The sequence below is a fragment of the Bacillus sp. BR3(2024) genome, from assembly GCF_039134555.1.
GTDB classification, from domain to species: Bacteria; Bacillota; Bacilli; order Bacillales; family Bacillaceae_G; genus Bacillus_A; species Bacillus_A cereus.
Genome location: NZ_CP152433.1, coordinates 1,641,904 through 1,665,535 on the forward strand (window position 1 = coordinate 1,641,904; position 23,632 = coordinate 1,665,535).

Here is a 23,632-nt window from a genome sequence, read left to right on the forward strand (position 1 = left end):
TAGAGGTAGGGATGTTATGAGCAAGTTTACAGTAGCTTCTAATGGTGCATTAGAAACAACATTAAGAGGAGCAGAAGTATTATCAACACCACTTTTAAATAAAGGGGTAGCTTTCACACAAAATGAAAGAGAAGAGTTAGGTTTAAAAGGGTTATTACCGCCAGCGGTTTTAACGTTAGAAGAACAGGCACGCCGAGCATACGAACAATTTAGTTCTCAGCCGGATGATTTATTAAAGAATGTATACTTAACTGCGTTACATGATCGAAATGAAGTATTATTTTATCGTATATTAACAGATCATTTACGTGAAATGTTACCGATTGTATATACACCAACTGTCGGTGTAGCAATTCAAAGATATAGTCATGAATATCGTAAACCACGTGGCGTTTATTTATCAATTAACGATTCATCAGGTATCGAAGAAGCATTTACCAATATCGGTGCAACAGCTGAGAACATTGATTTAGTCGTTGTAACAGATGGAGAAGGCATATTAGGAATTGGTGACTGGGGCGTTGGTGGTATTAACATCGCAATCGGAAAATTAGCTGTTTACACTGCTGCAGTTGGAATCGATCCTAGTCGCGTATTACCGGTAATTTTAGATGTAGGTACAAACCGTGAGGAACTATTAAACAATCCATTTTATATTGGAAATCGTCACCCTCGTATAACAGGTGAAGCTTACGATGAATTTATTGATACGTTTGTACAAGCGGTAAATAAACAATTCCCGAAAGCACTTTTACATTGGGAAGACTTTAGCTCTCGTAACGCACGAAAAATTTTAGATAAATACCGTCATGACGTTTGTACGTTTAATGATGATATTCAAGGTACAGGTGCAGTTTCACTTGCGGCAGTATTATCGGCAGTGAAAGCTTCTGGTGTACCGCTAAGTGAACACCGCGTTGTTGTATTTGGTGCTGGTACGGCTGGAATCGGTATCGCAGATCAAGTTAGAGATGCGATGGTCCGCGTAGGCGTATCTGAAGAAGAATCATATAAGCGTTTCTGGTGTATTGATCGTAACGGGTTAGTTACAGATAATATGGAAGATCTTCTTGATTTCCAAATTCCGTACGCAAGAAAAGAAGCAGAAGTAAGTGAGTGGAAGCAAAATGATGTGATCGGACTTGCTGAAGTTGTGAAACATGTAAAACCGACAATTTTAATTGGTACATCAACTGTTGCAGGTGCATTTAAAGAAGAGATTATTAAAGAAATGGCTTCTCACATAGAAAGACCAATCATTTTACCAATGTCGAATCCGACGCCACTTGCTGAAGCAAAACCAGCAGATTTAATCGAGTGGACAGAAGGAAGAGCGTTAGTTGCAACAGGAAGTCCATTTGAACCAGTTACATATAACGGTGTAACGTATGTGATTGGACAATCAAATAATGCACTTATTTTCCCAGGGCTTGGTCTTGGAACAATTGTAGTACGAGCAAGCGTCATGACGGATGGAATGTTCGCAGCGGCTGCTGAAGCAGTTGCAAGTATGGTAGATACAAGTCAGCCAGGAGCACCTATTTTACCAGAGGTCGAAGAATTACGTAATATCTCAGAAATGGTTGCAATTGAAGTAGCGAAAGTTGCAGTTGCAGAAGGTGTTGCAAGAGTGAACTTAAGTGATAACGATATCAAGATGGCAGTGCAAGAAGCAATGTGGAAGCCAGAGTATCGCCAAATAAAAGCGGTAGAAAAGGTTAGAATATAGAAAAAAAGCCCGTTTATAACAATAAGCGGGCTTTCACTTTTACTACTGAAAAAAAGTATAGGAAGTGTCACCTTTGAATTGGAATCAATTATGGAAGAAAGATATGTCCCTTTTAATTATATTAATGGTCGTTGTTCCGATTGCTGGGGAGCTGAACTTTCATCCCTTTAATGATACGTTTCGAGTTAGCTTCGGTACACCGCTATTCTTCTTTTTATTATTATTTTTAAGAAGAGTACCAGCAGGAGTTGCAGGTATTCTTGTTGGTATATCTGTAGTCTTATTCCGAGTATGTCTTGACTGGATCATGCAAGGTTCATTTCATATGACAGAATCATTTTATTTGCGTTATCCTGTGTTCTTCTATTATTTTATTTATGGCAGTTTTTTTTCGCTTTGTAGGGTAAATAAGTTCCATCAGAAACCAATCATTATTGGATGCCTTGGAATTTCAATTGAAATTGTTGCAAGTATGTCAGAACTTGCGTTTTATCACATGTTAGTACTAGGTACAACAATAACGATTTCTGAAGTGAATAAACTTATTATTATTGCTATTTTTCGTAGTTTCTTTGCACTTGGTTTTTTAAATATGATGAATTTATATGAAACGAAATTAAAAGAATCGCAAGTTCGAAAAGAAAATGAAAATATGTTAATGCATCTTTCTAATTTATATGTGGAATCTGTTCATTTGAAAAAGACGTTACAAAATGCGGAGTTAATTACACAAGAAGCATATCAACTATATCGAAATTTACAAGTAAGCACTGATTCAAGTAGTAAAACAGCATTGAAAATAGCGGGGGAAGTGCATGAAATAAAAAAGGATAATCAAAGGATATTTGCAGGATTATCTAAACTGTTATTAGATAAAAATGTGGCTGAATATGTAGAAGGACATGAGTTAGCAGAGATGATTGTTAGAATAAACGAGAAGTATGCTGAAATGCTAGAAAAGGATATACGTTTTTCTAAACATATAGAAGGTGAGCATGCTGCATACCACGTGTATACAGTGCTATCAATTTTTAATAACTTAGTTGCAAATGCAGTTGAAGCAATTGAAGATAAAGGTTTCGTTATTATTAAGCTATATAAAAGAAATCAGTATATATTTTTTGAAGTAATTGACGATGGGCCTGGTATTACACAAAAGTATAAGAAATTAGTATTTAAGCCAGGATTTACTTCCAAGTATGATCAAACGGGAACACCGTCAACTGGTATTGGGCTTTCTTACATAAATGAAATGGTAACAGAGCTAGGCGGAGAAGTGAAATTAGAAGACCGAGAAAATAAAAGAGGATGTAAGTTTATCGTTTGTTTACCAGAGGATAGTTTAAAGCAGGAAGGGGAATAGATTTGTTTTATTATATCGTAGACGATGATGAAGTTTTCCGTTCGATGCTTTCGCAAATTATTGAAGATGGAGATCTTGGAGAAGTAATTGGTGAGGCGGATGACGGAGCTTTTATTGAAGCGGATCAACTAAATTTTAAAAAAGTAGATATTTTATTTATTGATTTGTTGATGCCGATGAGGGACGGAATTGAAACAGTTCGTCACATTGCGTCAACTTTCACGGGGAAAATCATTATGATTTCTCAAGTGGAATCGAAGCAGCTTATAGGTGAGGCATATACACTTGGTGTAGAATATTATATTACAAAACCATTAAATAAAATCGAAGTTGTATCTGTTGTACGCAAAGTGATGGAGCGTATTAGATTGGAGCGTTCTATACACGATATTCAAAAATCATTGAATAACGTGTTTCAGTGGGAAAAACCGCAATTGCGTACTGAACCAGTGCAAGAAGGAAAAAAGATAGGGGATTTAGGGCGCTTTTTACTATCAGAACTCGGTATTGCGGGAGAGAATGGAAGTAAAGATTTACTTAGTATGCTGGAATATTTATATGGTCAAGAAAAGGCACAGACATTTGAGTTTGGCTTTCCTGCGTTAAAAGAAATTTTCCATCATATTACGATAAGAAAATTAGGGGATTTAGCTTTAGAGGCGGATATTGATAAAGAGAAAAAAGCGTCTGAACAAAGAGTACGTCGAGCTATTTATCAGTCGTTAAATCATTTGGCTTCTTTAGGATTAACAGACTTTTCAAATCCAAAATTTGAAAGCTATGCTCCAAAATTTTTCGATTTTACCGTAGTTAGAAAACGGATGACAGAAATGACGAAAGATGAACTCGCATCTTCTGGTCATACGCGAATTAATACAAAAAAGTTTATTCAAGTGTTGTATTTTGAGGCGAAGAGGTTGATGGAGATAGAGTGAAGAAGATGCTTATAAATAAGCATCTTCTTTTGTTAAATCAACATTTTATATTTTCTCGTGGAGCATGTAAAATGTTAAGTAAGAGAAAATGGTTTTATATTAAGGAAGTGTCAAAGCGATGAGTTTCACATTGAATAAATCGATTATTAAAGAAGTGTGCGGAGAGACCTCATATAAAAGAGGTGAAGCCTATTATAAATCAAATAAAGTGATAATAGATCATTACGATGAAAATAAAGAAATTTGTGAGGCGACAGTAAAAGGGAACGAGGATTTCCATGTTACAGTAGCAAAAGCCAAAAAGGGTGATGTTGTTGCAAAATGTAGTTGTCCTTCATTAGCGTCTTTTCAAACGTACTGTCAACATGTTGCAGCAGTATTAATACAAATAAACTATAATCAACAAACAGGTAGAATGAGCTCCACTAGTAGCAGAAATGATCAATTGACAAGTGGTATGTTTCAGCTGTTTGCAGACAAACCACTGAGGCCAAAAAGTAAACAACACCGTTTTGATACACGTGAAATATTAGATATTGAGTTTATATGTACACCAGTTGCTACGAGAAGTGGTGGGGCTCTTCTTGGAATTCAATTGAAACTTGCCAAAGTGTATTTCATAAATCATATTAGAGAATTTCTTTCTAAGGTGGAGAAAAGAGAGTCTTTTCATTGTTCAAATGAATTTACATATACACCAGATGTACATAGTTTTAAACAAGAAACGGATGCAATTATTCAGCAGCTCATTAAAATGTATCATAACGAAAAAATGTATGAAAATACGCTAGAAGTACATGCGAAACAAGATGAAAGTATGATATTTATACCACCAGCTTCATGGAAAGATATGCTCTTTTCACTTTCTAAAGCTGAATATGTACAGCTGAAACAAAATGAACAACTGTTTCAGGGATTACAAGTTTCAAAAGGGTTGTTGCCGTTACACTTTGAATTTACGAAGGGAAATAATGGCGGATTTACACTTCATATAGAGGGTTTAAATCGTGTACAAGTTATGGATATGTATAACAATGCACTTTATAGTGGGAAATTATATCACTTACACATTGAAGATTGTATGCGACTTATTGAATTACAAAAGATGATGAGTCGCTCAAATAGTAATCAGTTTTATATTCCAGAAAGTAAGATGGAACATTTCGTCGCGAAAGTTGTACCAGGATTAATGAAGCTCGGAACTGTACACATTGATGAAGTAATATCGGATCGTGTTGAAACACCTTCGCTAAAAGCGAAATTGTATTTAGACCGCGTGAAAAATCGCTTATTAGCAGGTCTTGAATTTCACTATGGGAACGTCATGATTAATCCGCTAGAAGAGGATGGACAGCCGTCTGTTTTTAATCGTGATGAGAAAAAGGAAAAAGAGATTTTAGACATTATGAGTGAAAGTGCTTTTGCAAAAACAGAAGGCGGTTACTTTATGCATAATGAAGAAGCTGAGTATAACTTTTTATATCACGTTGTGCCAACATTAAAAGGTTTAGTTGATATTTATGCGACAACAGCAATCAAATTGCGAATTAGTAAAGGGGATGCAGTTCCTCTTATTAGAGTGAGAAGAAAAGAAAGAATTGATTGGTTGTCATTTCGTTTTGATATAAAAGGAATACCAGAAGCAGAAATTAAAGGTGTATTAGCGGCCCTTGAAGAGAAACGTAAATATTATCGATTGGCGAATGGTTCGTTTTTATCGCTAGAGAGTAAAGAGTTTAATGAAATTAATCAGTTTATAAAAGAATCAGGTATTCGGAAAGAATTTTTACATGGAGAAGAGGTAAATGTTCCGCTTATTCGAAGTGTAAAATGGATGAACGGACTTCATGAAGGCAATGTTTTAAGTTTGGATGATTCTGTTCAAGAGTTAGTAGAAAACATTCAAAACCCGAAAAAATTAAAGTTTGCTGTGCCAAATACTTTAAATGCAGAAATGAGAAAGTATCAAGTATATGGGTTCGAATGGATGAAAACACTTGCTCATTACCGTTTTGGCGGTATTTTAGCAGATGATATGGGACTTGGAAAAACGTTGCAAAGCATTGCTTTTATAGATTCTGTTTTGACTGAGATTCGAGAAAAGAAACTGCCAATATTAGTCGTTTCACCATCATCTCTTGTTTATAATTGGTTTAGTGAATTGAAAAAATTCGCCCCGCATATTAGAGCAGTTATTGCAGATGGAATTCAAGCAGAGCGCCGGAAAATTTTGAAAGATATAACGGAATTTGATGTTGTAATTACGTCATATCCATTACTGAGAAGAGATATAAGATTGTATGCAAGACCATTTCATACACTATTCCTTGATGAAGCGCAGGCGTTTAAAAACCCTACAACGCAAACGGCAAGAGCTGTGAAAACAATTCAAGCTGAATACCGTTTTGGGCTAACGGGTACACCTGTAGAAAATTCATTAGAAGAGCTATGGTCTATCTTCCATGTCGTCTTCCCAGAATTATTACCAGGAAGAAAAGAGTTCGGTGATTTAAGGCGTGAAGATATAGCGAAGCGAGTGAAACCATTCGTATTAAGACGATTAAAAGGGGACGTATTAAATGAGTTGCCAGAGAAAATAGAGCACTTACAATCATCGGAGTTATTACCCGATCAAAAGAGTCTTTATGCTGCTTATTTAGCGAAGTTAAGGGAAGAAACGTTAAAGCATTTAGACAAAGATACGTTACGTAAAAATAAAATTAGAATTTTAGCTGGTTTAACGAGATTGCGACAAATTTGTTGCCATCCTGCTTTATTTGTTGATGATTACAAAGGAAGTTCAGCTAAATTTGAACAACTGTTAGAGATTTTAGAGGAATGTAGAAGTACAGGAAAGAGAATATTAATTTTTTCTCAATTTACGAAGATGCTTTCCATTATTGGTCGTGAGTTAAATCGCCAAGCAATTCCATACTTTTATTTAGACGGGAGTACACCAGCACAGGAACGTGTAGAGCTGTGCAATCGGTTTAACGAAGGAGAAGGGGATCTATTTCTCATTTCTTTAAAAGCTGGTGGTACCGGACTTAATTTAACTGGTGCAGATACAGTAATATTATACGATTTATGGTGGAATCCAGCTGTTGAACAACAAGCGGCTGATAGAGCGTATCGAATGGGGCAAAAAAATACAGTACAAGTTATAAAGCTAGTAGCCCACGGAACAATTGAGGAGAAAATGCATGAACTGCAAGAAAGTAAGAAAAATTTAATTGCTGAAGTGATTGAGCCAGGAGAAGAAAAATTAGCATCCATTACGGAGGAAGAAATAAGAGATATTTTAATGATTTAATATGAAAAAGCTATGCTTTCACATGTGAAAGCATAGCTTTTTGTTGTAATAATTATATTTTGTTTTGTGCAAAGTAAAGAAATCAAATGTTATTTAAATTAGTTCTTTGTACCTTTACTTTTGTAGGGTTTGGCAGCTGCCTTTTTCTTTGCACTTGATTGCCAACGGTTCCATCCTTTACTTCCTGTACCTTGTCCTACACCTTTTTTCGGTTTTGCTTTCGTTTTACTCATATGATCACTCCGTTATATAAAAAATCTTATTTAATAATAGCCAATGTTTTAGAAAAATATTCTGGATAAATGACTATGTTTGTTTTAAGTAAAAACAAACTGCTTGAATGCTATAGTATATCATGAAATTGCAAGTAAACTGAAAGGAATTATAAAGAAAATGAAAATAATAAGAAATACTGCGGATTCTATATTCCGAACGATCACATTAATTATTGTGTATACGTTAGTTTCGGTCAGTGAAACATTTTTTGGATTGACGAGGCAGAAAAAGTAAAGATGTTAAATTAACAACAATCAATAAAGCCGTAAAATAAAGAATTGAAAAATATTTTAAAACTTTTTGTTGACTTTCTTTATTTTTTGTATAGAATAATCATTAATAAAATGTTTCAGAGATGTGACAACAAAACGACTATGAAAGGACGAGTAGTAGTAGGACGTAGTTTAAGCGAGTCAGGGGTGGTGTGAGCCTGATACGAAGCCTATTATGAAGAACCTCCTGGAGTTGCTAACCGAAATCCTTTATAGGAAAGTAGACTTAGCCGGGAACTTCGCCGTTACAAGAAGAACAGTATCGAGATATTTCATCTCCGTATTGTATAAGTGAGCAACCTCTGTTGCTAATTTGGGTGGTACCGCGGAACCAAAGCCTTTCGTCCCAGTTTTTTGGGAAAGAAGGGCTTTTTTTGTTGGCTTCTTTTCACAACATCCAAACATTTTAGGAGGAAACCACCATGTATCAATCATTAATGACAGTAAGAGAGACTCAAATTGCAATTAAGGAAGTTAAAACATTTTTCGAGGACCAATTAGCAAAACGCCTTGAACTATTCCGCGTATCTGCACCATTATTCGTAACGAAAAAATCAGGATTAAACGATCACCTAAACGGTGTAGAACGTCCAATTGAATTTGATATGTTACATTCAGGAGAAGAATTAGAAATTGTTCATTCACTAGCGAAATGGAAACGATTTGCATTACATGAATACGGATATGAAGCTGGTGAAGGTTTATATACAAACATGAACGCGATTCGTCGTGATGAAGAACTTGATGCAACGCATTCCATTTATGTTGACCAATGGGATTGGGAAAAAATCGTTCAAAAAGAATGGCGTACTGTTGAATACTTACAAAAAACAGTACAAACAATTTATGGAATATTCAAAGATTTAGAAGATCACTTATTTGAAAAATATCCGTTCCTTGGAAAGTATTTACCGGAAGAAATTGTTTTCGTTACTTCTCAAGAATTAGAAGATAAATATCCAGAATTAACACCGAAAGATCGTGAACATGCAATTGCAAAAGAACACGGTGCAGTCTTCATTATCGGAATTGGTGATGCACTTCGTTCAGGTGAAAAGCATGACGGACGCGCAGCTGATTATGACGATTGGAAATTAAACGGTGACATTTTATTCTGGCACCCAGTACTACAATCTTCATTTGAGTTATCATCAATGGGAATTCGTGTTGATAGTAAATCACTTGATGAGCAGTTAACGAAAACTGGTGAAGACTTCAAACGTGAGTATGATTTCCATAAAGGTATACTAGAAGACGTACTACCATTAACAATCGGCGGTGGCATTGGACAATCAAGAATGTGCATGTACTTCTTACGTAAAGCACATATCGGTGAAGTTCAATCTTCTGTATGGCCTGACGATTTACGTGAAGCTTGCAAGAAAGAAAACATTCATCTGTTTTAATAGAAGTAAGAGAGGGTAGCTCAAAGAGTTATCCTCTCTTTTTATTGTGTAAACGAATGGTTTACAGTGAATTTTACTAATGGTTTCTTTCTTTTACATCTCTTTTTATGTAATAATTTGTTAAAGGAGGGGACGTTATGGACTTAGGAGAACAGTTAAAAAAACTACGAGAGTCAAAGGGATTTTCACAAGAGGATGTTGCTAAAAAGATTGGTGTAACGAGGCAAGCGGTATATAAATGGGAAAATGATAAAAGTTATCCTGATATTGATAATTTAATTTTACTGAGCGAAATGTATAATGTTACGCTAGATGAGTTGATAAAAGGGAATCAAGATTTCAAAAAGAAAATACATAGTGATGCAGAAGATGAGGATTTTGAGAAAGGAAATGAATTTGGTTTTTATATTGGATGTGGTTTGCTAATTTTAAGTGCTTTCGTTGATTATGAAGGAATGCAAGAAATCATATTAGGAATAGCACTATTCATGATAGTTTTTTACTCTGACGTGAAGAAAGTTATTTTGAATGAGTTCAGATCGTTTTTTAAAAGAAAAGATATATATGATAAGAGGTGAGAAGAATCAGTTATATTTCCTAGGAAAGAGTATAAGAAGTAATTGAATTGTTTCATAATGATTTTAGGATATTGATAGTGTGTTAAAAAGTTCAAACAAGCATAACCCCGTTCTAAAGCTAGGACGGGGTTCAAAATCTAAGTTTTATGAAGCGAGAATTTTTTCAAATATTTTTACTTTAGTAAAGACTTCTTATAAAACATTACTTATTTATTACCGAGTTCTTCTGCTAAACCGATTAAAATTCCTTCGACTCCACGAATGTAGCAGAGACGATACGAGTTCTCGTACTGAACTACTTCGCCAACGAGCTCTGCACCATGCTTAGTGAGTCTCGATACCATTTCGTCAATATCCTCGACAGTGAACATGACGCGTAGATAACCGAGGGCGTTTACAGGAGCTGTTCGGTGATCTGCTATAGTAGGAGGGGTGAGAAATCGCGAAAGTTCAATTCGGCTGTGGCCATCTGGAGTGACCATCATAGCAATCTCTACGCACTGAGAACCGAGTCCAGTTACGCGACCAGCCCATTCACCTTCGACATTTGCTCGACCTTCGAGATTCAAGCCAATCTCCTCAAAGAAAGAGATTGCGTTATCAAGGGATTCTACAACGATGCTGACATTGTCCATTCGTAGTAATTTGTTTTTTGCCATAGTCTTATCTCCTTATGTATAAAAGTTTATTATTTAATTATCCTCATAATTATACTACTAAGTAGTTACAAATTCCTTTCAGTCAAAAACACCTTGTCACAGTATAGGAAAATGTGACAAGGTGTTTTTTAATATATCATATAGCATCTTGTTAACGAATAGCTTTTTATTTAATAGGAAGGAAGTAGATTAATATGTTTTTTTTATAAGCGTTACTAAACATATCAAATTAGCTCATTTGCACGAAAGGCTCAATTTTCGCCATAAATGATTGATGCAGCGCCTCAACGCCTGTTACTAAATGAAGGCGGTCAATAACGACAGACACTTTAATTTCTGATGTACTTACCATTTTAATATGAATATCTTCTTCTTTTAAAGTAGTGAACATATTTGCAGCGACACCTGGGTTAGATACCATGCCAGATCCTACGATTGATACTTTTGCTAAGTGATTTTCATGTTCTACAGATTCGTAGTGAAGAGTTTCTTGATTTTGTTCCAATACTTCTAATGTTTCTCTTAAATCATTCGAGTGAATGGAGAAGGAGAGATGAACAGTTCCTTCATTTGTAATACTTTGAATGATGATATCTACATTAATATGTGCCGCTGCTAATGTAGAGAAAACAGTTGAAAGTGAACCTTGTTCTAATCCTTTCACTGTGATGCGTGTAATATTATCTTCAAATGCAATACCTTTAACGATTGATTGTTGTTCCATGTTACATTCTCCTTTTACAATTGTTCCGTTTTCTTGTTCCATACTTGAGCGAACTTCTAAAACTACGTTATGATTTTTAGCAAACTCAACAGCACGCGGGTGTAATACGCCAGCACCGAGGTTTGCAAGTTCTAACATTTCGTCATAAGAAATTTCATCTAATTTATAAGCATCTTTTACAACTCGTGGATCCGTCGTATATACGCCGGTCACATCTGTGTAAATATCACATTTTTTTGCGTTTAGTGCAGCAGCTAATGCGACAGCAGTTGTATCAGAACCGCCTCGTCCAAGCGTTGTAATTTCAAAATCTTCACTGACTCCTTGGAAACCAGCCACAATAACAATCGTACCTTCAGCAAGATAAGATTGAATACGATCTGTATGAATGTCAGTAATCCGTGCACTACTATGTACAGATTCTGTCGTAATACCAGCTTGCCACCCTGTTAATGAAATTGCATGATAGCCTTTTGCTTGCAGTGCCATTGTTAATAATGAAATAGTTACTTGTTCTCCTGTAGATAGAAGCATATCCATTTCACGTTTACTTGGATTTTCTGTGATAGCGTTAGCGAGTGCGACAAGTTCATCTGTGCTTTTTCCCATTGCTGAAACGACAGAGACAATGCTATGACCTCGTTCATATTCTTCAATAATTAAATTTGCTACATGTTGAATGCGTTCGACGCTTCCGACAGAAGTGCCACCGAATTTTTGAACAATTGTTTCCATTACAGATTCCTTCTTTCGTCTATTTTTAAGAATAGATTAGGAAATATATAAATCCCAATACTCCTGTAGTTACCAGAAAGACAAACAAAAAACACCATCTCAAATAAGTGAGGATGGTGCTGTTACAGGAAAAGGGAAACAGAAAACGGAGCTAATAAAAAAACCGCCAAAAAAGGAATATCATAAAAAATGATATCTCTTTTTTGTAGATAGCTCTTCATACGTACACGTCTGTACATATGACAGTTCTGTTTCTATTCGAAAACAGCCCCAATTGATAAATGCAGAGAAACTTATCAATTTCGGCAATACTTCCTTTCATCTAAGTTCATAGACATCTCTGTGTCTCCATTAGAATACTCATAAGTATCGCAACCTCTATCTCACGTTTTAGGCGAGAGTGTTTGATTTATGAAGTTGTTGGTAACATTTGTTTTATAATAATTTAAATTTTTCGGGGAATCAAGTGTTTTATATATATTTTAAAAATTCTTTCTTTTTTCTGAGGAAGTTTGTGAAAAATGTAGCAAAATAAATTCATTGCATGTACATTAAACTTATAGTGCATAGGAGGTGGGAGAATGAAAAGGAAACAGCCTATTTATGTTGCGACAAAAATGAACACGACGATGGGAAAATTATGGGAATATACGCAAGAACCAGCTATACATACAGAGTGGGATGCTCGCTTTACTGAAATTTCGTATTTAGAGAAAAAAGAAGGAGAACCACAGAAGTTTTTGTATAAAACAAAGATTGGATTTGGGTTTGAAATAGCTGGAGAAGGGGAATCAATAGGTGAAATAAGAAAAGATATTTTAATGCAGTTATGCAATTGGATGGAAACGAAAATGAAATTGTAGATTATTTTGGCGAACCACATTTACTCGTTTCTACACTGCATTTTCATATCGATGAGTTAGGGGCAATGCATATTTCTTCAAAGAAACAATGGTTTTATATGTTTGGAAGAAAAATGCCGTTACCAAAATTTTTGTATGGTGAAGCAAAAATTGTTGAAAGTTATGATGCAACACTACAGTGTTTTCGAATTCATGTACAAGTACGAAACCCGTTAATTGGCTCGCTTTTTTCATATAAGGGAACATTTGTGGAAAGGAAATAAACGATATGAAAAATATAATATTTGGGCTTGCTTGTTATGTTGTTTTTCTAATATATGAGTGGTCGAATATAAATCCTGTTGAAGCAATTATATTATTGTCTGTTTTATTATTTATACCAATGTCACTTTGTATTATTGATAAAAGAAAAAGAGATGGATCGTATTTATTATTTTATAAATTCGTATCGTTTTTATATCCAATCGCAGCAATTTGTGCAATGCTAGCTTTCGTCACAAATTACAATGTATTTGCGCTAGTTTGGTTTGTATATACAGGAATTGTTGCGTTATTTGGTGTAAGTAGATTGCTAGAAAGAGGATGGAAGCCGTTAGAAGAAATCGTCATAGATAGTGCGTTTATTTATTTGTTTTTAGGTGGTTTTTGGTTTTTTGCTTCAGTAGCAAAACTTTCAATTATGCATTTTAGCTCTGACATTGTTTTACTCACAGCAGCGCATTTTCATTATTCGGCGTTTCTATTGCCATTATCAGCTGGTTTAATAGGGAGAAAAAGAGAAAAGAGAAGTAAAGTATATGATGCTATTATGTTTATCATCATGATTTCACCTATGACAGTTGCAATAGGAATTACATACTCGAGAATATTTGAATTTTTTGCAGTGCTCCTATATTTATGTGCCATTTATGGATATGGATTTTACGTTTGGAGAGCAAAATTTAATGCTATCAGTGCAAAGATTCTTTTAATCGTTTCGTCTAGTACACTCATGGTTACAATTATGTTCTCACTTATATATTCATACGGAAATTTGAAGCATGTAATGACGATTACAATTGCTCAAATGGTTTGGATTCACGGTGTTGTCAACGGAATTGGAGTAGCGTTACCGGCATTTGTCGGCTGGATGATCGAAAAGAGTGTTCCGAATTATAAATACTATGGGAAACCAATGAGTAAATTAAGAGGAAGTGTGGCAATTGGTGAGGCTTTTTTATATAGCGGCAATTTAGTAGGCAGTAAGGAATACAACGGTTTAGTTGATCAAATAACTGATTTTCATAGTGAGTCATTTGACGTGACGAAGGTACCTTTAAGTATTATTCGTTTTTATGAAAATACAACAGAGTATGAGTTGCAATCAAATATTAAATGGGCTCGTTGGTTCCGCCTATTTGCATTTTGTTATGAGAAAATGAGCAAGCATGTAGGACAAATACATTTAGGGATGGGCGGCAATTGGGAAACGATGCATGGCTCTATCATTAGTGTAATAGATGAGAAAGATGGAAGAGAGAATGTAAGGGCTTGGATAAGGAAAAATGAAGCAGGTGAATCTATTTTTGTAGCTCTTTATTCAAAGCATACAAATAAGAATGAGACATATATGAATATCGCCTTACCTTTACCTTATTCGAATATGACTGGTATTTTGAAACTATATAATGATAATCATGATTTAATCATTACTAGTAAGTTAAGAGAAAATGGCCAGGGAGATGAGGGGATTTATTTACATACTCGGTTCTTAACAATCCGTTTACCGTTAGCAGAGACTTTCATCATTACAGAGGGTAAGGATAAAATGTTAACAGCTCATCATAGCATGTGGCTATTTGGACTTGAATTTTTACATATTCATTATAAGATTGAAAAAATTGCACAGAAGTAAGAAAGGCTTGGATGGGTTTCCAAGCTTTTTTATGTATGGGTAATTGTCATAGAAATTTGTTTATTTAGCTCATTATCCCAAACACGTTGAATTTCAAAAGTGCCTGTTTCAAAAAATAATGGGAATCTTTCTTTAAACCAAGTTTGCATAGGTAGCTTTAGTGCTGTATTGATTGGTATCCATAATAATTCACCCTCAGGAGGATTCAAAAGAAGTTCACCTTCAAATGAGTCTGTCCAATAGTTAAATACCATATATCGAACATTACCTTTCGGATTGACATATTCATCTAATCCTTTAAAAGTTAAATTGGAAACAAGTAATCCAGTTTCTTCTTTTACTTCTCTTATAGCGGCTTGAACGATACTTTCGGGGAAATCTACTTTGCCGCCAGGAGCGATGTAGCCAGGGAAACCTCGATGGCTGGGGCGTTTTATGAGTAAAATTTCATTGTTACGTTGGATCATACACATTGTATAGATCTGATGTTCGATGTTATGTGAATTTGGAGGCATAATGATGTATTCTCCTTTATATTTTTTTGATAATTTTACCATAACATAATTGTTTCTTATATAATTAGAAATGGAATGTTATAAATTTTCAGTTATATATTATAAATTCTATAGTCATTCGAAAAGAGGGGAGAGACATGCAAGGAGAAATACAAAAGGAGAAAAGTTTAGGTTATATTGGAAAATTATTATTACCAGTTAAAGTATCAACGCACTTTAAGTTTTTATGGATTGGACAATTACTCTCGGCCTTAGGTAGTTCGATAACTATGGTCATACTTCCAGTTGTTGTGTATTCATTAACTGGTTCAACAGTTGTAATGGGGATGACGATGGCAATGTACATGCTACCTAATATTCTTGCTTTACCGTTTGCGGGTTTAATTGTAGACCGAATTGATCGGGTTAGGTTAATGTTATTTACGGATATAATCCGCTGTATATTAATGCTATTACTTGCATCGCTTATATTTATGGATTTATTAACAATTACGATTTTATATATTCTCGTTGCCATATACGGACTTATGGAAGGGATATTCCAACCAGCATATTCTGCTGTAAGGGCGAAAGTATTCGTCCCTGAAATTCGTAATGCAGCTAACGCACTCACTCAAATGAGTAATCAAGGTATACGATTAATTGGGCCAGCACTTGGTGGGTTAATCGTATCGGTTGCATCTGCAGGGATAGGTTTCGGACTAGATGCAGCAACGTACTTATTATCATTTTTATGTTTATTATTTTTAAAAGAAATTAAGTTTAAAAAAGTAAAACCCATTGAAAAGAGTAAGCTTAATTACAAACAAGAGTTTATGGAAGGTGTTTTAGTTTTAAAAAGTCATCCGTGGCTGTGGATTACAATTTTAGTTTTTTCTTTTATAAATATTTGTTATGCCGGCATTATCGTCGTATTAATTCCATGGTTATTTAATGTTCATCATCATTTTGAAGCTTACGTATATGGACTTGGCATGGCCTTTTCTGGTGGTGGGGCTGTAATTGCCGCATTAATATTTGGTGGGAAAGAGCTGTGGCATAAGAGAGGATTACTGGCTTATGGAGGTGTTTTAATGAGTGGCATTGCTTTATTAATTATGCCATTCATTTCTTGGGCACCCGCTTTAATATTCCTAATGGCAATTGAAGGATTTGGCATGATGATATTTGGACTCATTTGGGAAACGAGTTTACAGGAGCTTGTACCAGAAGAAGCATTCGGAAGAGTGGCAAGCCTTGATATGTTGGGTTCTTTTGCTTTATTGCCATTAGGATACGTAGTTGTAGGCTGGTTAGCTACTGTCATAGGTGGCGAGATAACTATTATAACACTAGCTAGTTTAGTAATTTTAACAATTGGAATAGCATTGTCTGTACCGAGTATTCGTCGATTTAATTGATTATATGGGAGAAGAGGGCTAGACCTATATAGAAAATAACTTAGCATATAATCAACTAGTATTAATAAAACATCTTTGTAATGAAAAGCCTTCCATACACATTTGGCACAAAAAAATTAGTATGGAAGCAACAAAAATAGAAATCACAAAAGAAGTGACGGAAGCGATACAAGTAGGTTTCAAAAAAGAAGAATAAGCCCTAAAGAAATTAGGACTTATTCTTCATTAAATACAAATGTTTGTTTCATTTTTTTACCTTCATTTACCGGATGGCCGTTATAAGAGAAATTCTTTTCTTCCCAAGTGATCACAACTTTAAAATTATGACTATTAAAGTCTAATGGGAATACCATGTAGTCAAAGCTTGTATGACTTTTAGAAATGTTTTCATTAGGTGTAGAAGGTTTAAAGGTAGCTTTAGAGGTAGGATTGTTATCAAGTATTTCCACAGATACATTTGATACATCATGACCGATGTTTTTTACGAGTAAACTATACGTATCAAATACACCTTGTTTTGGCTGGATTGCTTGCTTGTTTGGATTATGGGATTTATCAATTTCGACATACCATTGTTTAGACTTTGACGCAATCGGCAGTGACTGAAATGTGTAAGCACTAGCTTGCATTGGTAGTGCTAAACATATAAGCGTAAAGAGAGTTAATATTTTTCGTTTCATTTTTTTTAGAGCTCCCATTCTTTAATGGATTTACTTGTTATTATCTTCTTTTTACGAGTTAATATACCATATAATGTAAAGTGGTTATTGTGAGTAGTGAATCAATATCTTATTCACTACTCTTATAGCTAACATAATTACGTATGAAGTAAGAAAGAATAAATTTGTTTTTTCTATACTTAGATTACTGCCCTTTTTAAAAGGGCTATTTTTACGTTTTAATAAAAAGAATATACTAAGAATTCCGTATAAATTATTTATTTTAATGTAGTTAAATGTGCTTGTATATGTGAAATTAGAGAGGGAAGCTGTGTAGAGATGTTTCTACACAGCTATTTAGGATATGAAAAAATTACCAAAAATATGTTAAAATAACATTGTCATACAACAAGGGGGATTTGTTTTATGGAAAATGGACATCTTGCTAAAGTAGACTTAACGAAAAAAATTGAATCAAAATCTAAGTACAATAAGAAATTAGAAAAATATCAAAGGCGCTTATTAGCATTACAACAAATTTTGAAAGAAGAAAAAATCGCGGTTATGCTTGTTATGGAAGGATGGGATGCGGCTGGTAAAGGTGGGGCAATTAAGCGGGTGACGGAACATCTTGACCCACGTGGGTTCCAAGTAGATCCAATTGGAGCGCCTGCACCTCATGAAAAACGTTACCATTATTTGCAACGTTTCTGGCGCAAAATTCCACAGTACGGGCAAATTACCATTTTTGATCGCTCATGGTACGGTCGTGTGTTAGTTGAGCGTGTTGAAGGTTTTGCTACAAAGGAAGAGTGGATGAGAGCATATGATGAGATTAATGATTTTGAAAAACTACTAACAGATGACCATTACATAATGGGGAAGTTCTTCTACCATATAAGTAAAGAGGAACAGTTAAAGAGATTTAAAGATAGAGAGAAAAATCCTTTGAAAAGATGGAAAATTACAGACGAAGATTGGCGTAATCGTGAAAAATGGGATGAATATGTTGAAGCGATGGAAGACATGTTTGAAAAAACAAGTAAGCCAAATGCGAAGTGGCATATTATTGAAAGTAACGATAAATTGTATGCTCGTGTGAAAACGTTAAAAATTATTATTTCATTCATTGAGGATTATTTCTTAGAACATGGTATAGAATTGCCTTCTTATTATTATGAAATGAAAGAGGATATTGAAGTTTTGCAAGATGTAGGTGTGAAAGAGTAAAAAAGAAAATGGCCCTGTGAATTGGTGAAACCAAATTATGGGGCTTTTTTATTTAGAAACATTTTACAATTAACAGAATAAGGTATATAATCAATAATCATATTAACATTGTTAATATGATTATTGATTATATAATGTGTGGGGGTTTTACTTTGAAGGGAAGAGATGTTGTTTTAGGTTTATTAATGGAAAAGGAATTGTCTGGTTACGATATTAAAATTGTGTTTGAAGACGTATTTACTCATTTTTTTGATGGAAGTTTTGGAATGATTTATCCAACGTTACGACAATTGGAGAATGAAGGGAAAATAAAAAAAGAGGTTGTCATGCAAGAGGGGAAACCGAATAAGAAAATGTACTTTATTACAGATGAAGGACGTAAAGAGTTTTATCAATACATGCAGACGCCTGTAGAGAAGGATGTTTTACGTTCGGATTTTTTAATGAGAATGTATTTTGGTAACTATAGTGATGATGTAACAATAAAAAAATGGATTAAAGATGAAATTGAAAGAAAAGAAGCGTACATTGCAGATCTTCGATTGAAATATGAAAAGTGGAGAGTAGGTATTACTTTCGTCGAAGAAATTTCACTAGATGTAGGTATTGCATCGTATAGTGCACAAGTGGAGACTTTGAAGAAAAAATTAGAAGAGTTAGAGGCGAAAGAAAACAATAAAACAGAAGAATGAAAAACGCGTTCACAATAAATAAAGGGGTATATAAAGATGGAGCAATCAAAGGGTATTAAGATTGTCTTTTTAATGTGTCTAGGTATCTTTCTTTGTATGATTGATACGACAATTATGAATATAGCTTTACCGGCAATACAATCGAGTGTAAATACTTCGTTAGAAAAGATGTCTTGGGTATTAAATGTTTATACAATGACGATTGCAGTACTTGCCATTCCGTTAGGGCGGATAGCTGATATCTTTGGAAAAGCAAAGATGTATATTCTGGGTCTGGTGATTTTTGGTGGTGGATCGGTACTTTGCGCTTTTGCTAATACAGGTGATTTTCTTATTTTTTCTCGTTTTATACAAAGTATTGGGGCAGCGATTTTATTTCCAACAAGTATGGTAATTGGTGTATCAGCTATGTCATTAGCTAAGAGGCATGTTGCGCTTGCGATTTTAGGAGTAACACAAGGATTGTCAGCTGCTATGGGACCAGTAATAGGTGGAATTATTACGCAAAATTTAGGATGGAGATGGGTGTTCTTCGTTAATGTTCCGGTTTGTATAATAGGAATCGTGTTATGTTGCATCATGCTACAAATAAAAAATGAAGAACGTATTATCTCAAAAATAGATTGGATAGGACTACTATTAAGTAGCACAGCAATTTTTTCATTTACTCTCATATTAGTAAAAGGTAATACATGGGGATGGCAAAGTAATATTGCTTTGTCTTGTTATGCAATTAGCACTATTTCTCTTATTCTATTTATTTTAGTAGAACGAAAGATTCATAACCCAATGGTGAATTTAAAGTTATTTCAAGATCGAATGTTTGTCGGAGCGTCGATCGTTGTTATATTGAGTAATTTATTTTTAATTGGAGTTACTGTATTGCTTCCAACGTTCTTGACGAAACTACAGGGTCGAACGGAAATTGAAGCGGCTTTTTTAGTGACACCTATTTCAGCAATGATATTTTTTGTCTCACCAGTTGCAGCAACTTTAATTAAAAAACTCGGAAAAGTAACTATTATTTTGTCAGGATTTCTTGTTATGGGGCTTTCCTACTATTGGTTGCAAATGATTGATGTTCATTCAACAAATATAGAAATTATTATTCCATGTATGATATTAGGTGTTGGATATGGTTTAGTAGTGGGGCCAATTACAGTTTTAAGTGCGTCTTCGTTTGAAGGAGAATTGTTAACTGCTTCTCAAAGTGTTGTATCAATGTTACGACAAGTTGGAATTGTATTGGCAGTCGCAATATTTGTCTCTAACTTAACTCACAATTTAACTGTAAATAAAGAAAAAGTATATCGTTATGCAGAAGAAAAGGTGCGTACTATTCATGTGAATAGTACTGAGCAAACTGAAATTTTACAAATGACTAAAGAGAAAATAGAGAATCAAAGTTTAGAGTCGAATATAAATAAGAAACAAAATGCAATGACAATGGGATTAAGTAAAGAGAAAAAGGAAGAATTGATTCGCGACAAGACGGATGAAATATTAAGAAAAGTTCCAGTAGAATATAGAGATGTAAAAAGAGAAGAAGTTATGAGGAAAGTGACAAAAGAAGTTGAAAAACAAGAGGAAAGTATAAAGAAAGAGGTACTCACATTTTCAAATGATGTGAATCATTATGCCAAGAATCAGATGGCTATGAGTTTTACAGATTTATATAAAGCAAGTGTGCCAATTATTTTAATTTGTGCTTTCGTAAGTTTGTTGTTTTGGGAAGGGCAAGCTTTGAGTAAAAAGAGAAGGGGAAGATTAGTAGAAGAAGCGTAAAGAAAAACAGGCTATAGCAGCCTGTTTTTTTTCATTGTTTTCTCCTTGCATATTGTGAATGGTAGTATTTTTAATATAGCATGGGATAAGTCGAGTATGATTAGAAAGTTTTTTAGAATGAAAGGAAGGAATGGAAAATGCCATTGAATATGTAACGTTATACATAGTACATTAACAAGAGGGATTAATTTTAAAAGGAGGATGGGGAATTGCTAGATAAGGCAGGGGCTTTAATAGATAATCATGTGTACACAGAAGAAGAGCAACAAAAACTATACAAACGAACGTTAATAATCGTCAGCATTTCACAAATGTTTGGCGGTGCAGGACTAGCTGCTGGTATTACAGTGGGAGCACTTCTTGCGCAGCAAATGCTTGGAACAGATGCGTTTGCAGGATTACCAACTGCTATGTTTACATTAGGATCGGCATTAGCAGCTTTCATAGTAGGGAAGCTTTCGCAACGATATGGACGCCGAATAGGTCTTGCAACAGGGTTTATAGTAGGAGGATTTGGAGCAGTTGGTGTTGTAATGGCAGCTTTAACAAATAGTATTATTCTTTTACTTATTTCTTTACTCATATATGGTGCCGGTACAGCCACGAATCTACAAGCTCGTTATGCAGGTACAGATTTAGCAGATAAGAAGCAGAGAGCAACGGCTGTTAGTATTACGATGGTAATGACGACTTTCGGTGCAGTTGCAGGACCAAATTTAGTAGGGGTAATGGGAAGTTTTGCTCATTCAATTGGAGTTCCTAAACTTGCAGGTCCGTTCATACTATCGGCAGCAGCATTTATACTGGCGGGTCTAGTTCTTTTTGTTATGCTTCGTCCAGATCCTTTGATTATTGCTAACATAATAGAAAGATATAAACAGGAACATACATATAAAGGACAACCAATAACAGAAGAAGCGAAAGAAAATAAACGAGGTATTACAGTTGGAGCAATCGTAATGATACTTACGCAAATAGTGATGGTTGCGATTATGACGATGACGCCAGTTCATATGGGACACCACGGTCACGGTTTAAGTGCAGTAGGACTTGTGATAGGTTTTCATGTAGGTGCAATGTATCTTCCATCTCTCGTTACAGGAATGTTAATTGATAAAATTGGCCGAACTACAATGAGCATAGCTGGTGGAGTGATTTTACTTGCAGCGGGTGTCATAGCTGCGATAGCGCCAAGTGATTCTTTATTATTATTAATCGTTGCTCTGTCTTTACTTGGGCTAGGATGGAACCTCGGATTGATAAGTGGTACAGCACAAATCGTTGATTCCACAAAACCGTCTACACGTGCTAAAACACAAGGGAAAATAGATGTTTTTATTGCGCTAGCTGGAGCTTCTGGTGGAGCAATGTCAGGTATGGTAGTAGCGAATTCAAGTTATGCGGCATTGTCATTGGCTGGAGGCGTGTTAGCGTTATTACTTATTCCTGTTGTGATATGGTCTCGAAAAGGGGCAAGAAATTAAATGAAAAAGAGGTTCTAGTTACTGGCTAGAGCCTCTTTTTATACACTTAAATTAAATTCCACTCTACAATAAGCCCTAAATGCGTAAGTCCGCCACCAAATCCGTATAGTAAAAGTGTGTCTCCGTTATTTAATTTCCCTTCTTTTATAGCTAAATTTAAAGCGAGTGGAATGGTGACTGAAGAGGTATTCCCCATATATTCCACGCTCGTTAATGTTTTTTGTATTGGAATTTGAGACTTTTCGCAAATAGATTCGATCATTCGTAAGTTAGCGCTGTGGGGTATGAACCAGTCTATATCATCTACTTGCATATTTACGGTATGTAATAAATTTTTTATGCCTTTTGGTACTGTGCGTGTTGCCCATTTATATACTTCTCTTCCATTTTGAACGATTTTTTCATTTGTTTGCAGTGGTGTGCCATTCATAGTAGTAGATAAGTTTGTTCTATATAGATGAATGCCGCCATCACCGTTTGTTCCCATGTGAGCAGCGATAAAGCTTGGGGTGTTTTCATCTCTTTCTAATAAAATAGCTCCAGCACCATCACCGAATAAAATACAGGTCGTTCTATCGGTATAATCAGTAACTTTAGATAATGTCTCTGTCGCTACGACAAGTACTTTTTCATGTGATCCAGAAGTGATTAAGCTATTACCGACGTGTAGTCCATATGTAAAACCAGCACAAGTTGCATTTAAATCAAAAGCTAGTGTATGAGGTATGTTGAAGTATTGTTGTATTTGGCAAGCAACACTAGGGAAAACGTAATCAGCAGTAGTAGTAGCGACAATGATACAGTCGACATCTTCTAAGTTTTTCTTATATGTTGTACATAAATTTTCAATTGCTTTAATGGCTAAGTTTGAGGAGTATTCTTCTTCGCTAGCGATTCTTCTTTCCCTCATTCCTGTTCTTTGTACAATCCATTCATCATTCGTATGGACCATTTTTTCTAAATCGTTATTAGACAATATTTGATCTGGAACATAAGTACCAATTGCGGTAATACGAGATTTAGAATGCATAGGAACATCTCCTAACTTTTATTTTTATAACCTGATACTAATATTAGGTTATAAAAATGTCAATAAAGATTTTTGTTGTATTAAAACGAT

At 34.9% G+C, this 23,632-nt stretch carries 18 protein-coding genes, 2 pseudogenes, 1 riboswitch and 1 other annotated feature; of the genes and pseudogenes, 14 read left to right on the forward strand and 6 right to left on the reverse strand.

Translation table 11 applies throughout. The features are described from left to right. The first annotated feature begins 16 nt into the window (after window positions 1-16). From malS to V7S45_RS08615, 4 genes are all read left to right on the forward strand, one after another. Complete coding sequence (gene malS, locus V7S45_RS08600) at window positions 17-1,729, forward strand: oxaloacetate-decarboxylating malate dehydrogenase (protein WP_025687250.1); 1,713 nt, start codon at window positions 17-19, stop codon at window positions 1,727-1,729. Window positions 1,730-1,793: 64 nt separating this feature from the next. Then, complete coding sequence (locus V7S45_RS08605) at window positions 1,794-3,092, forward strand: sensor histidine kinase (protein ID WP_342761736.1); 1,299 nt, start codon at window positions 1,794-1,796, stop codon at window positions 3,090-3,092. Window positions 3,093-3,094: 2 nt separating this feature from the next. Next, window positions 3,095-4,027, forward strand: a complete 933-nt coding sequence (locus V7S45_RS08610) for a response regulator (RefSeq protein ID WP_000500302.1) — start codon at window positions 3,095-3,097, stop codon at window positions 4,025-4,027. A 118-nt stretch (window positions 4,028-4,145) separates the two neighbouring features. Then, entirely contained in the window at window positions 4,146-7,340 is a 3,195-nt protein-coding gene (locus V7S45_RS08615; protein ID WP_000011045.1) for a DEAD/DEAH box helicase, read from the forward strand. A 98-nt stretch (window positions 7,341-7,438) separates the two neighbouring features. Here the strand turns inward: V7S45_RS08615 and V7S45_RS08620 are convergent, their stop codons facing one another. After that, window positions 7,439-7,573, reverse strand: a complete 135-nt coding sequence (locus V7S45_RS08620; RefSeq protein WP_342761737.1) for a DUF3934 domain-containing protein — start codon at window positions 7,571-7,573, stop codon at window positions 7,439-7,441. A 408-nt stretch (window positions 7,574-7,981) separates the two neighbouring features. Next, window positions 7,982-8,240 (forward strand) — a binding site (T-box leader). 70 nt (window positions 8,241-8,310) lie between these two features. Between V7S45_RS08620 and asnA the strand changes: the two genes are divergently transcribed. Together asnA and V7S45_RS08630 are read left to right on the forward strand one after the other, a co-directional pair. Continuing rightward, window positions 8,311-9,294 (forward strand): aspartate--ammonia ligase, encoded by a 984-nt coding sequence (gene asnA / locus V7S45_RS08625; RefSeq protein ID WP_000284917.1) that lies wholly within the window; start codon window positions 8,311-8,313, stop codon window positions 9,292-9,294. A 137-nt stretch (window positions 9,295-9,431) separates the two neighbouring features. Next, complete coding sequence (locus V7S45_RS08630) at window positions 9,432-9,872, forward strand: helix-turn-helix transcriptional regulator (protein WP_342761738.1); 441 nt, start codon at window positions 9,432-9,434, stop codon at window positions 9,870-9,872. Window positions 9,873-10,078: 206 nt separating this feature from the next. On the opposite strand, the gene V7S45_RS08635 is transcribed toward V7S45_RS08630, so the two are convergent. After that, window positions 10,079-10,531 carry a VOC family protein gene (locus V7S45_RS08635; RefSeq protein ID WP_001107259.1) on the reverse strand — a complete coding sequence of 151 codons (453 nt, stop codon included), beginning with the start codon at window positions 10,529-10,531 and terminating at the stop codon, window positions 10,079-10,081. Window positions 10,532-10,760: 229 nt separating this feature from the next. Further along, window positions 10,761-11,990, reverse strand: coding sequence for an aspartate kinase (locus V7S45_RS08640; RefSeq protein WP_000448039.1), 1,230 nt, complete (start codon window positions 11,988-11,990; stop codon window positions 10,761-10,763). A gap of 202 nt (window positions 11,991-12,192) precedes the next feature. Next, window positions 12,193-12,379, reverse strand: a riboswitch (Lysine riboswitch). Between the two features lie 192 nt (window positions 12,380-12,571). On the opposite strand from V7S45_RS08640, the pseudogene V7S45_RS08645 reads away from it, so the two are divergent. The 3 genes and pseudogenes from V7S45_RS08645 to V7S45_RS08655 form a co-directional block, all read left to right on the forward strand. Beyond that, window positions 12,572-12,805: pseudogene (locus tag V7S45_RS08645) on the forward strand (hypothetical protein); the annotation flags it as partial. Beyond that, window positions 12,793-13,116, forward strand: a pseudogene (locus V7S45_RS08650) (DUF4166 domain-containing protein); the annotation flags it as partial. The pseudogenes V7S45_RS08645 and V7S45_RS08650, both read left to right, overlap by 13 nt. A 5-nt stretch (window positions 13,117-13,121) precedes the next feature. Then, entirely contained in the window at window positions 13,122-14,747 is a 1,626-nt protein-coding gene (locus V7S45_RS08655) for a YndJ family protein (RefSeq protein ID WP_025687247.1), read from the forward strand. A gap of 29 nt (window positions 14,748-14,776) precedes the next feature. On the opposite strand, the gene V7S45_RS08660 is transcribed toward V7S45_RS08655, so the two are convergent. After that, window positions 14,777-15,262 carry an 8-oxo-dGTP diphosphatase gene (locus V7S45_RS08660; RefSeq protein WP_001134945.1) on the reverse strand — a complete coding sequence of 162 codons (486 nt, stop codon included), beginning with the start codon at window positions 15,260-15,262 and terminating at the stop codon, window positions 14,777-14,779. A gap of 137 nt (window positions 15,263-15,399) precedes the next feature. Here V7S45_RS08660 and V7S45_RS08665 point away from each other — a divergent pair, with 137 nt between their 5' ends. Next, window positions 15,400-16,662, forward strand: a complete 1,263-nt coding sequence (locus tag V7S45_RS08665) for an MFS transporter (RefSeq protein WP_001161164.1) — start codon at window positions 15,400-15,402, stop codon at window positions 16,660-16,662. A gap of 215 nt (window positions 16,663-16,877) precedes the next feature. Here V7S45_RS08665 and V7S45_RS08670 read toward each other — a convergent pair whose 3' ends face one another. After that, window positions 16,878-17,342, reverse strand: coding sequence for a hypothetical protein (locus V7S45_RS08670; protein WP_000823331.1), 465 nt, complete (start codon window positions 17,340-17,342; stop codon window positions 16,878-16,880). Between the two features lie 405 nt (window positions 17,343-17,747). Here V7S45_RS08670 and V7S45_RS08675 point away from each other — a divergent pair, with 405 nt between their 5' ends. The 4 genes from V7S45_RS08675 (at window position 17,748) to V7S45_RS08690 (ending at window position 22,512) form a co-directional block, all read left to right on the forward strand. Then, window positions 17,748-18,551 (forward strand): UDP-galactose-lipid carrier transferase, encoded by an 804-nt coding sequence (locus tag V7S45_RS08675; RefSeq protein ID WP_000427315.1) that lies wholly within the window; start codon window positions 17,748-17,750, stop codon window positions 18,549-18,551. 152 nt (window positions 18,552-18,703) lie between these two features. Next, on the forward strand, window positions 18,704-19,243 hold the full coding sequence (locus V7S45_RS08680; protein WP_025687243.1) for a PadR family transcriptional regulator: 540 nt from the start codon (window positions 18,704-18,706) through the stop codon (window positions 19,241-19,243). Window positions 19,244-19,279: 36 nt separating this feature from the next. After that, window positions 19,280-21,028 (forward strand): MFS transporter, encoded by a 1,749-nt coding sequence (locus V7S45_RS08685; RefSeq protein ID WP_342761739.1) that lies wholly within the window; start codon window positions 19,280-19,282, stop codon window positions 21,026-21,028. 209 nt (window positions 21,029-21,237) lie between these two features. Then, window positions 21,238-22,512, forward strand: coding sequence for an MFS transporter (locus V7S45_RS08690; RefSeq protein ID WP_342761740.1), 1,275 nt, complete (start codon window positions 21,238-21,240; stop codon window positions 22,510-22,512). Window positions 22,513-22,558: 46 nt separating this feature from the next. On the opposite strand, the gene V7S45_RS08695 is transcribed toward V7S45_RS08690, so the two are convergent. Further along, window positions 22,559-23,542: a ketoacyl-ACP synthase III gene (locus V7S45_RS08695; protein ID WP_016124385.1), complete on the reverse strand. Its 984-nt coding sequence runs from the start codon at window positions 23,540-23,542 to the stop codon at window positions 22,559-22,561. Window positions 23,543-23,632 lie beyond the last annotated feature (90 nt).

Bases quoted from the DNA above. Each gene is read 5' to 3' on its own strand.
- malS (WP_025687250.1), top strand. From the start codon at position 17: ATGAGCAAGTTTACAGTAGCTTCTAATGGTGCATTAGAAACAACATTA.
- V7S45_RS08615 (WP_000011045.1), top strand. From the start codon at position 4,146: ATGAGTTTCACATTGAATAAATCGATTATTAAAGAAGTGTGCGGAGAG.
- V7S45_RS08620 (WP_342761737.1), bottom strand. From the start codon at position 7,573: ATGAGTAAAACGAAAGCAAAACCGAAAAAAGGTGTAGGACAAGGTACA.
- asnA (WP_000284917.1), top strand. From the start codon at position 8,311: ATGTATCAATCATTAATGACAGTAAGAGAGACTCAAATTGCAATTAAG.
- V7S45_RS08630 (WP_342761738.1), top strand. From the start codon at position 9,432: ATGGACTTAGGAGAACAGTTAAAAAAACTACGAGAGTCAAAGGGATTT.
- V7S45_RS08635 (WP_001107259.1), bottom strand. From the start codon at position 10,531: ATGGCAAAAAACAAATTACTACGAATGGACAATGTCAGCATCGTTGTA.
- V7S45_RS08640 (WP_000448039.1), bottom strand. From the start codon at position 11,990: ATGGAAACAATTGTTCAAAAATTCGGTGGCACTTCTGTCGGAAGCGTC.
- V7S45_RS08655 (WP_025687247.1), top strand. From the start codon at position 13,122: ATGAAAAATATAATATTTGGGCTTGCTTGTTATGTTGTTTTTCTAATA.
- V7S45_RS08660 (WP_001134945.1), bottom strand. From the start codon at position 15,262: ATGCCTCCAAATTCACATAACATCGAACATCAGATCTATACAATGTGT.
- V7S45_RS08665 (WP_001161164.1), top strand. From the start codon at position 15,400: ATGCAAGGAGAAATACAAAAGGAGAAAAGTTTAGGTTATATTGGAAAA.
- V7S45_RS08670 (WP_000823331.1), bottom strand. From the start codon at position 17,342: ATGAAACGAAAAATATTAACTCTCTTTACGCTTATATGTTTAGCACTA.
- V7S45_RS08675 (WP_000427315.1), top strand. From the start codon at position 17,748: ATGGAAAATGGACATCTTGCTAAAGTAGACTTAACGAAAAAAATTGAA.
- V7S45_RS08685 (WP_342761739.1), top strand. From the start codon at position 19,280: ATGGAGCAATCAAAGGGTATTAAGATTGTCTTTTTAATGTGTCTAGGT.
- V7S45_RS08695 (WP_016124385.1), bottom strand. From the start codon at position 23,542: ATGCATTCTAAATCTCGTATTACCGCAATTGGTACTTATGTTCCAGAT.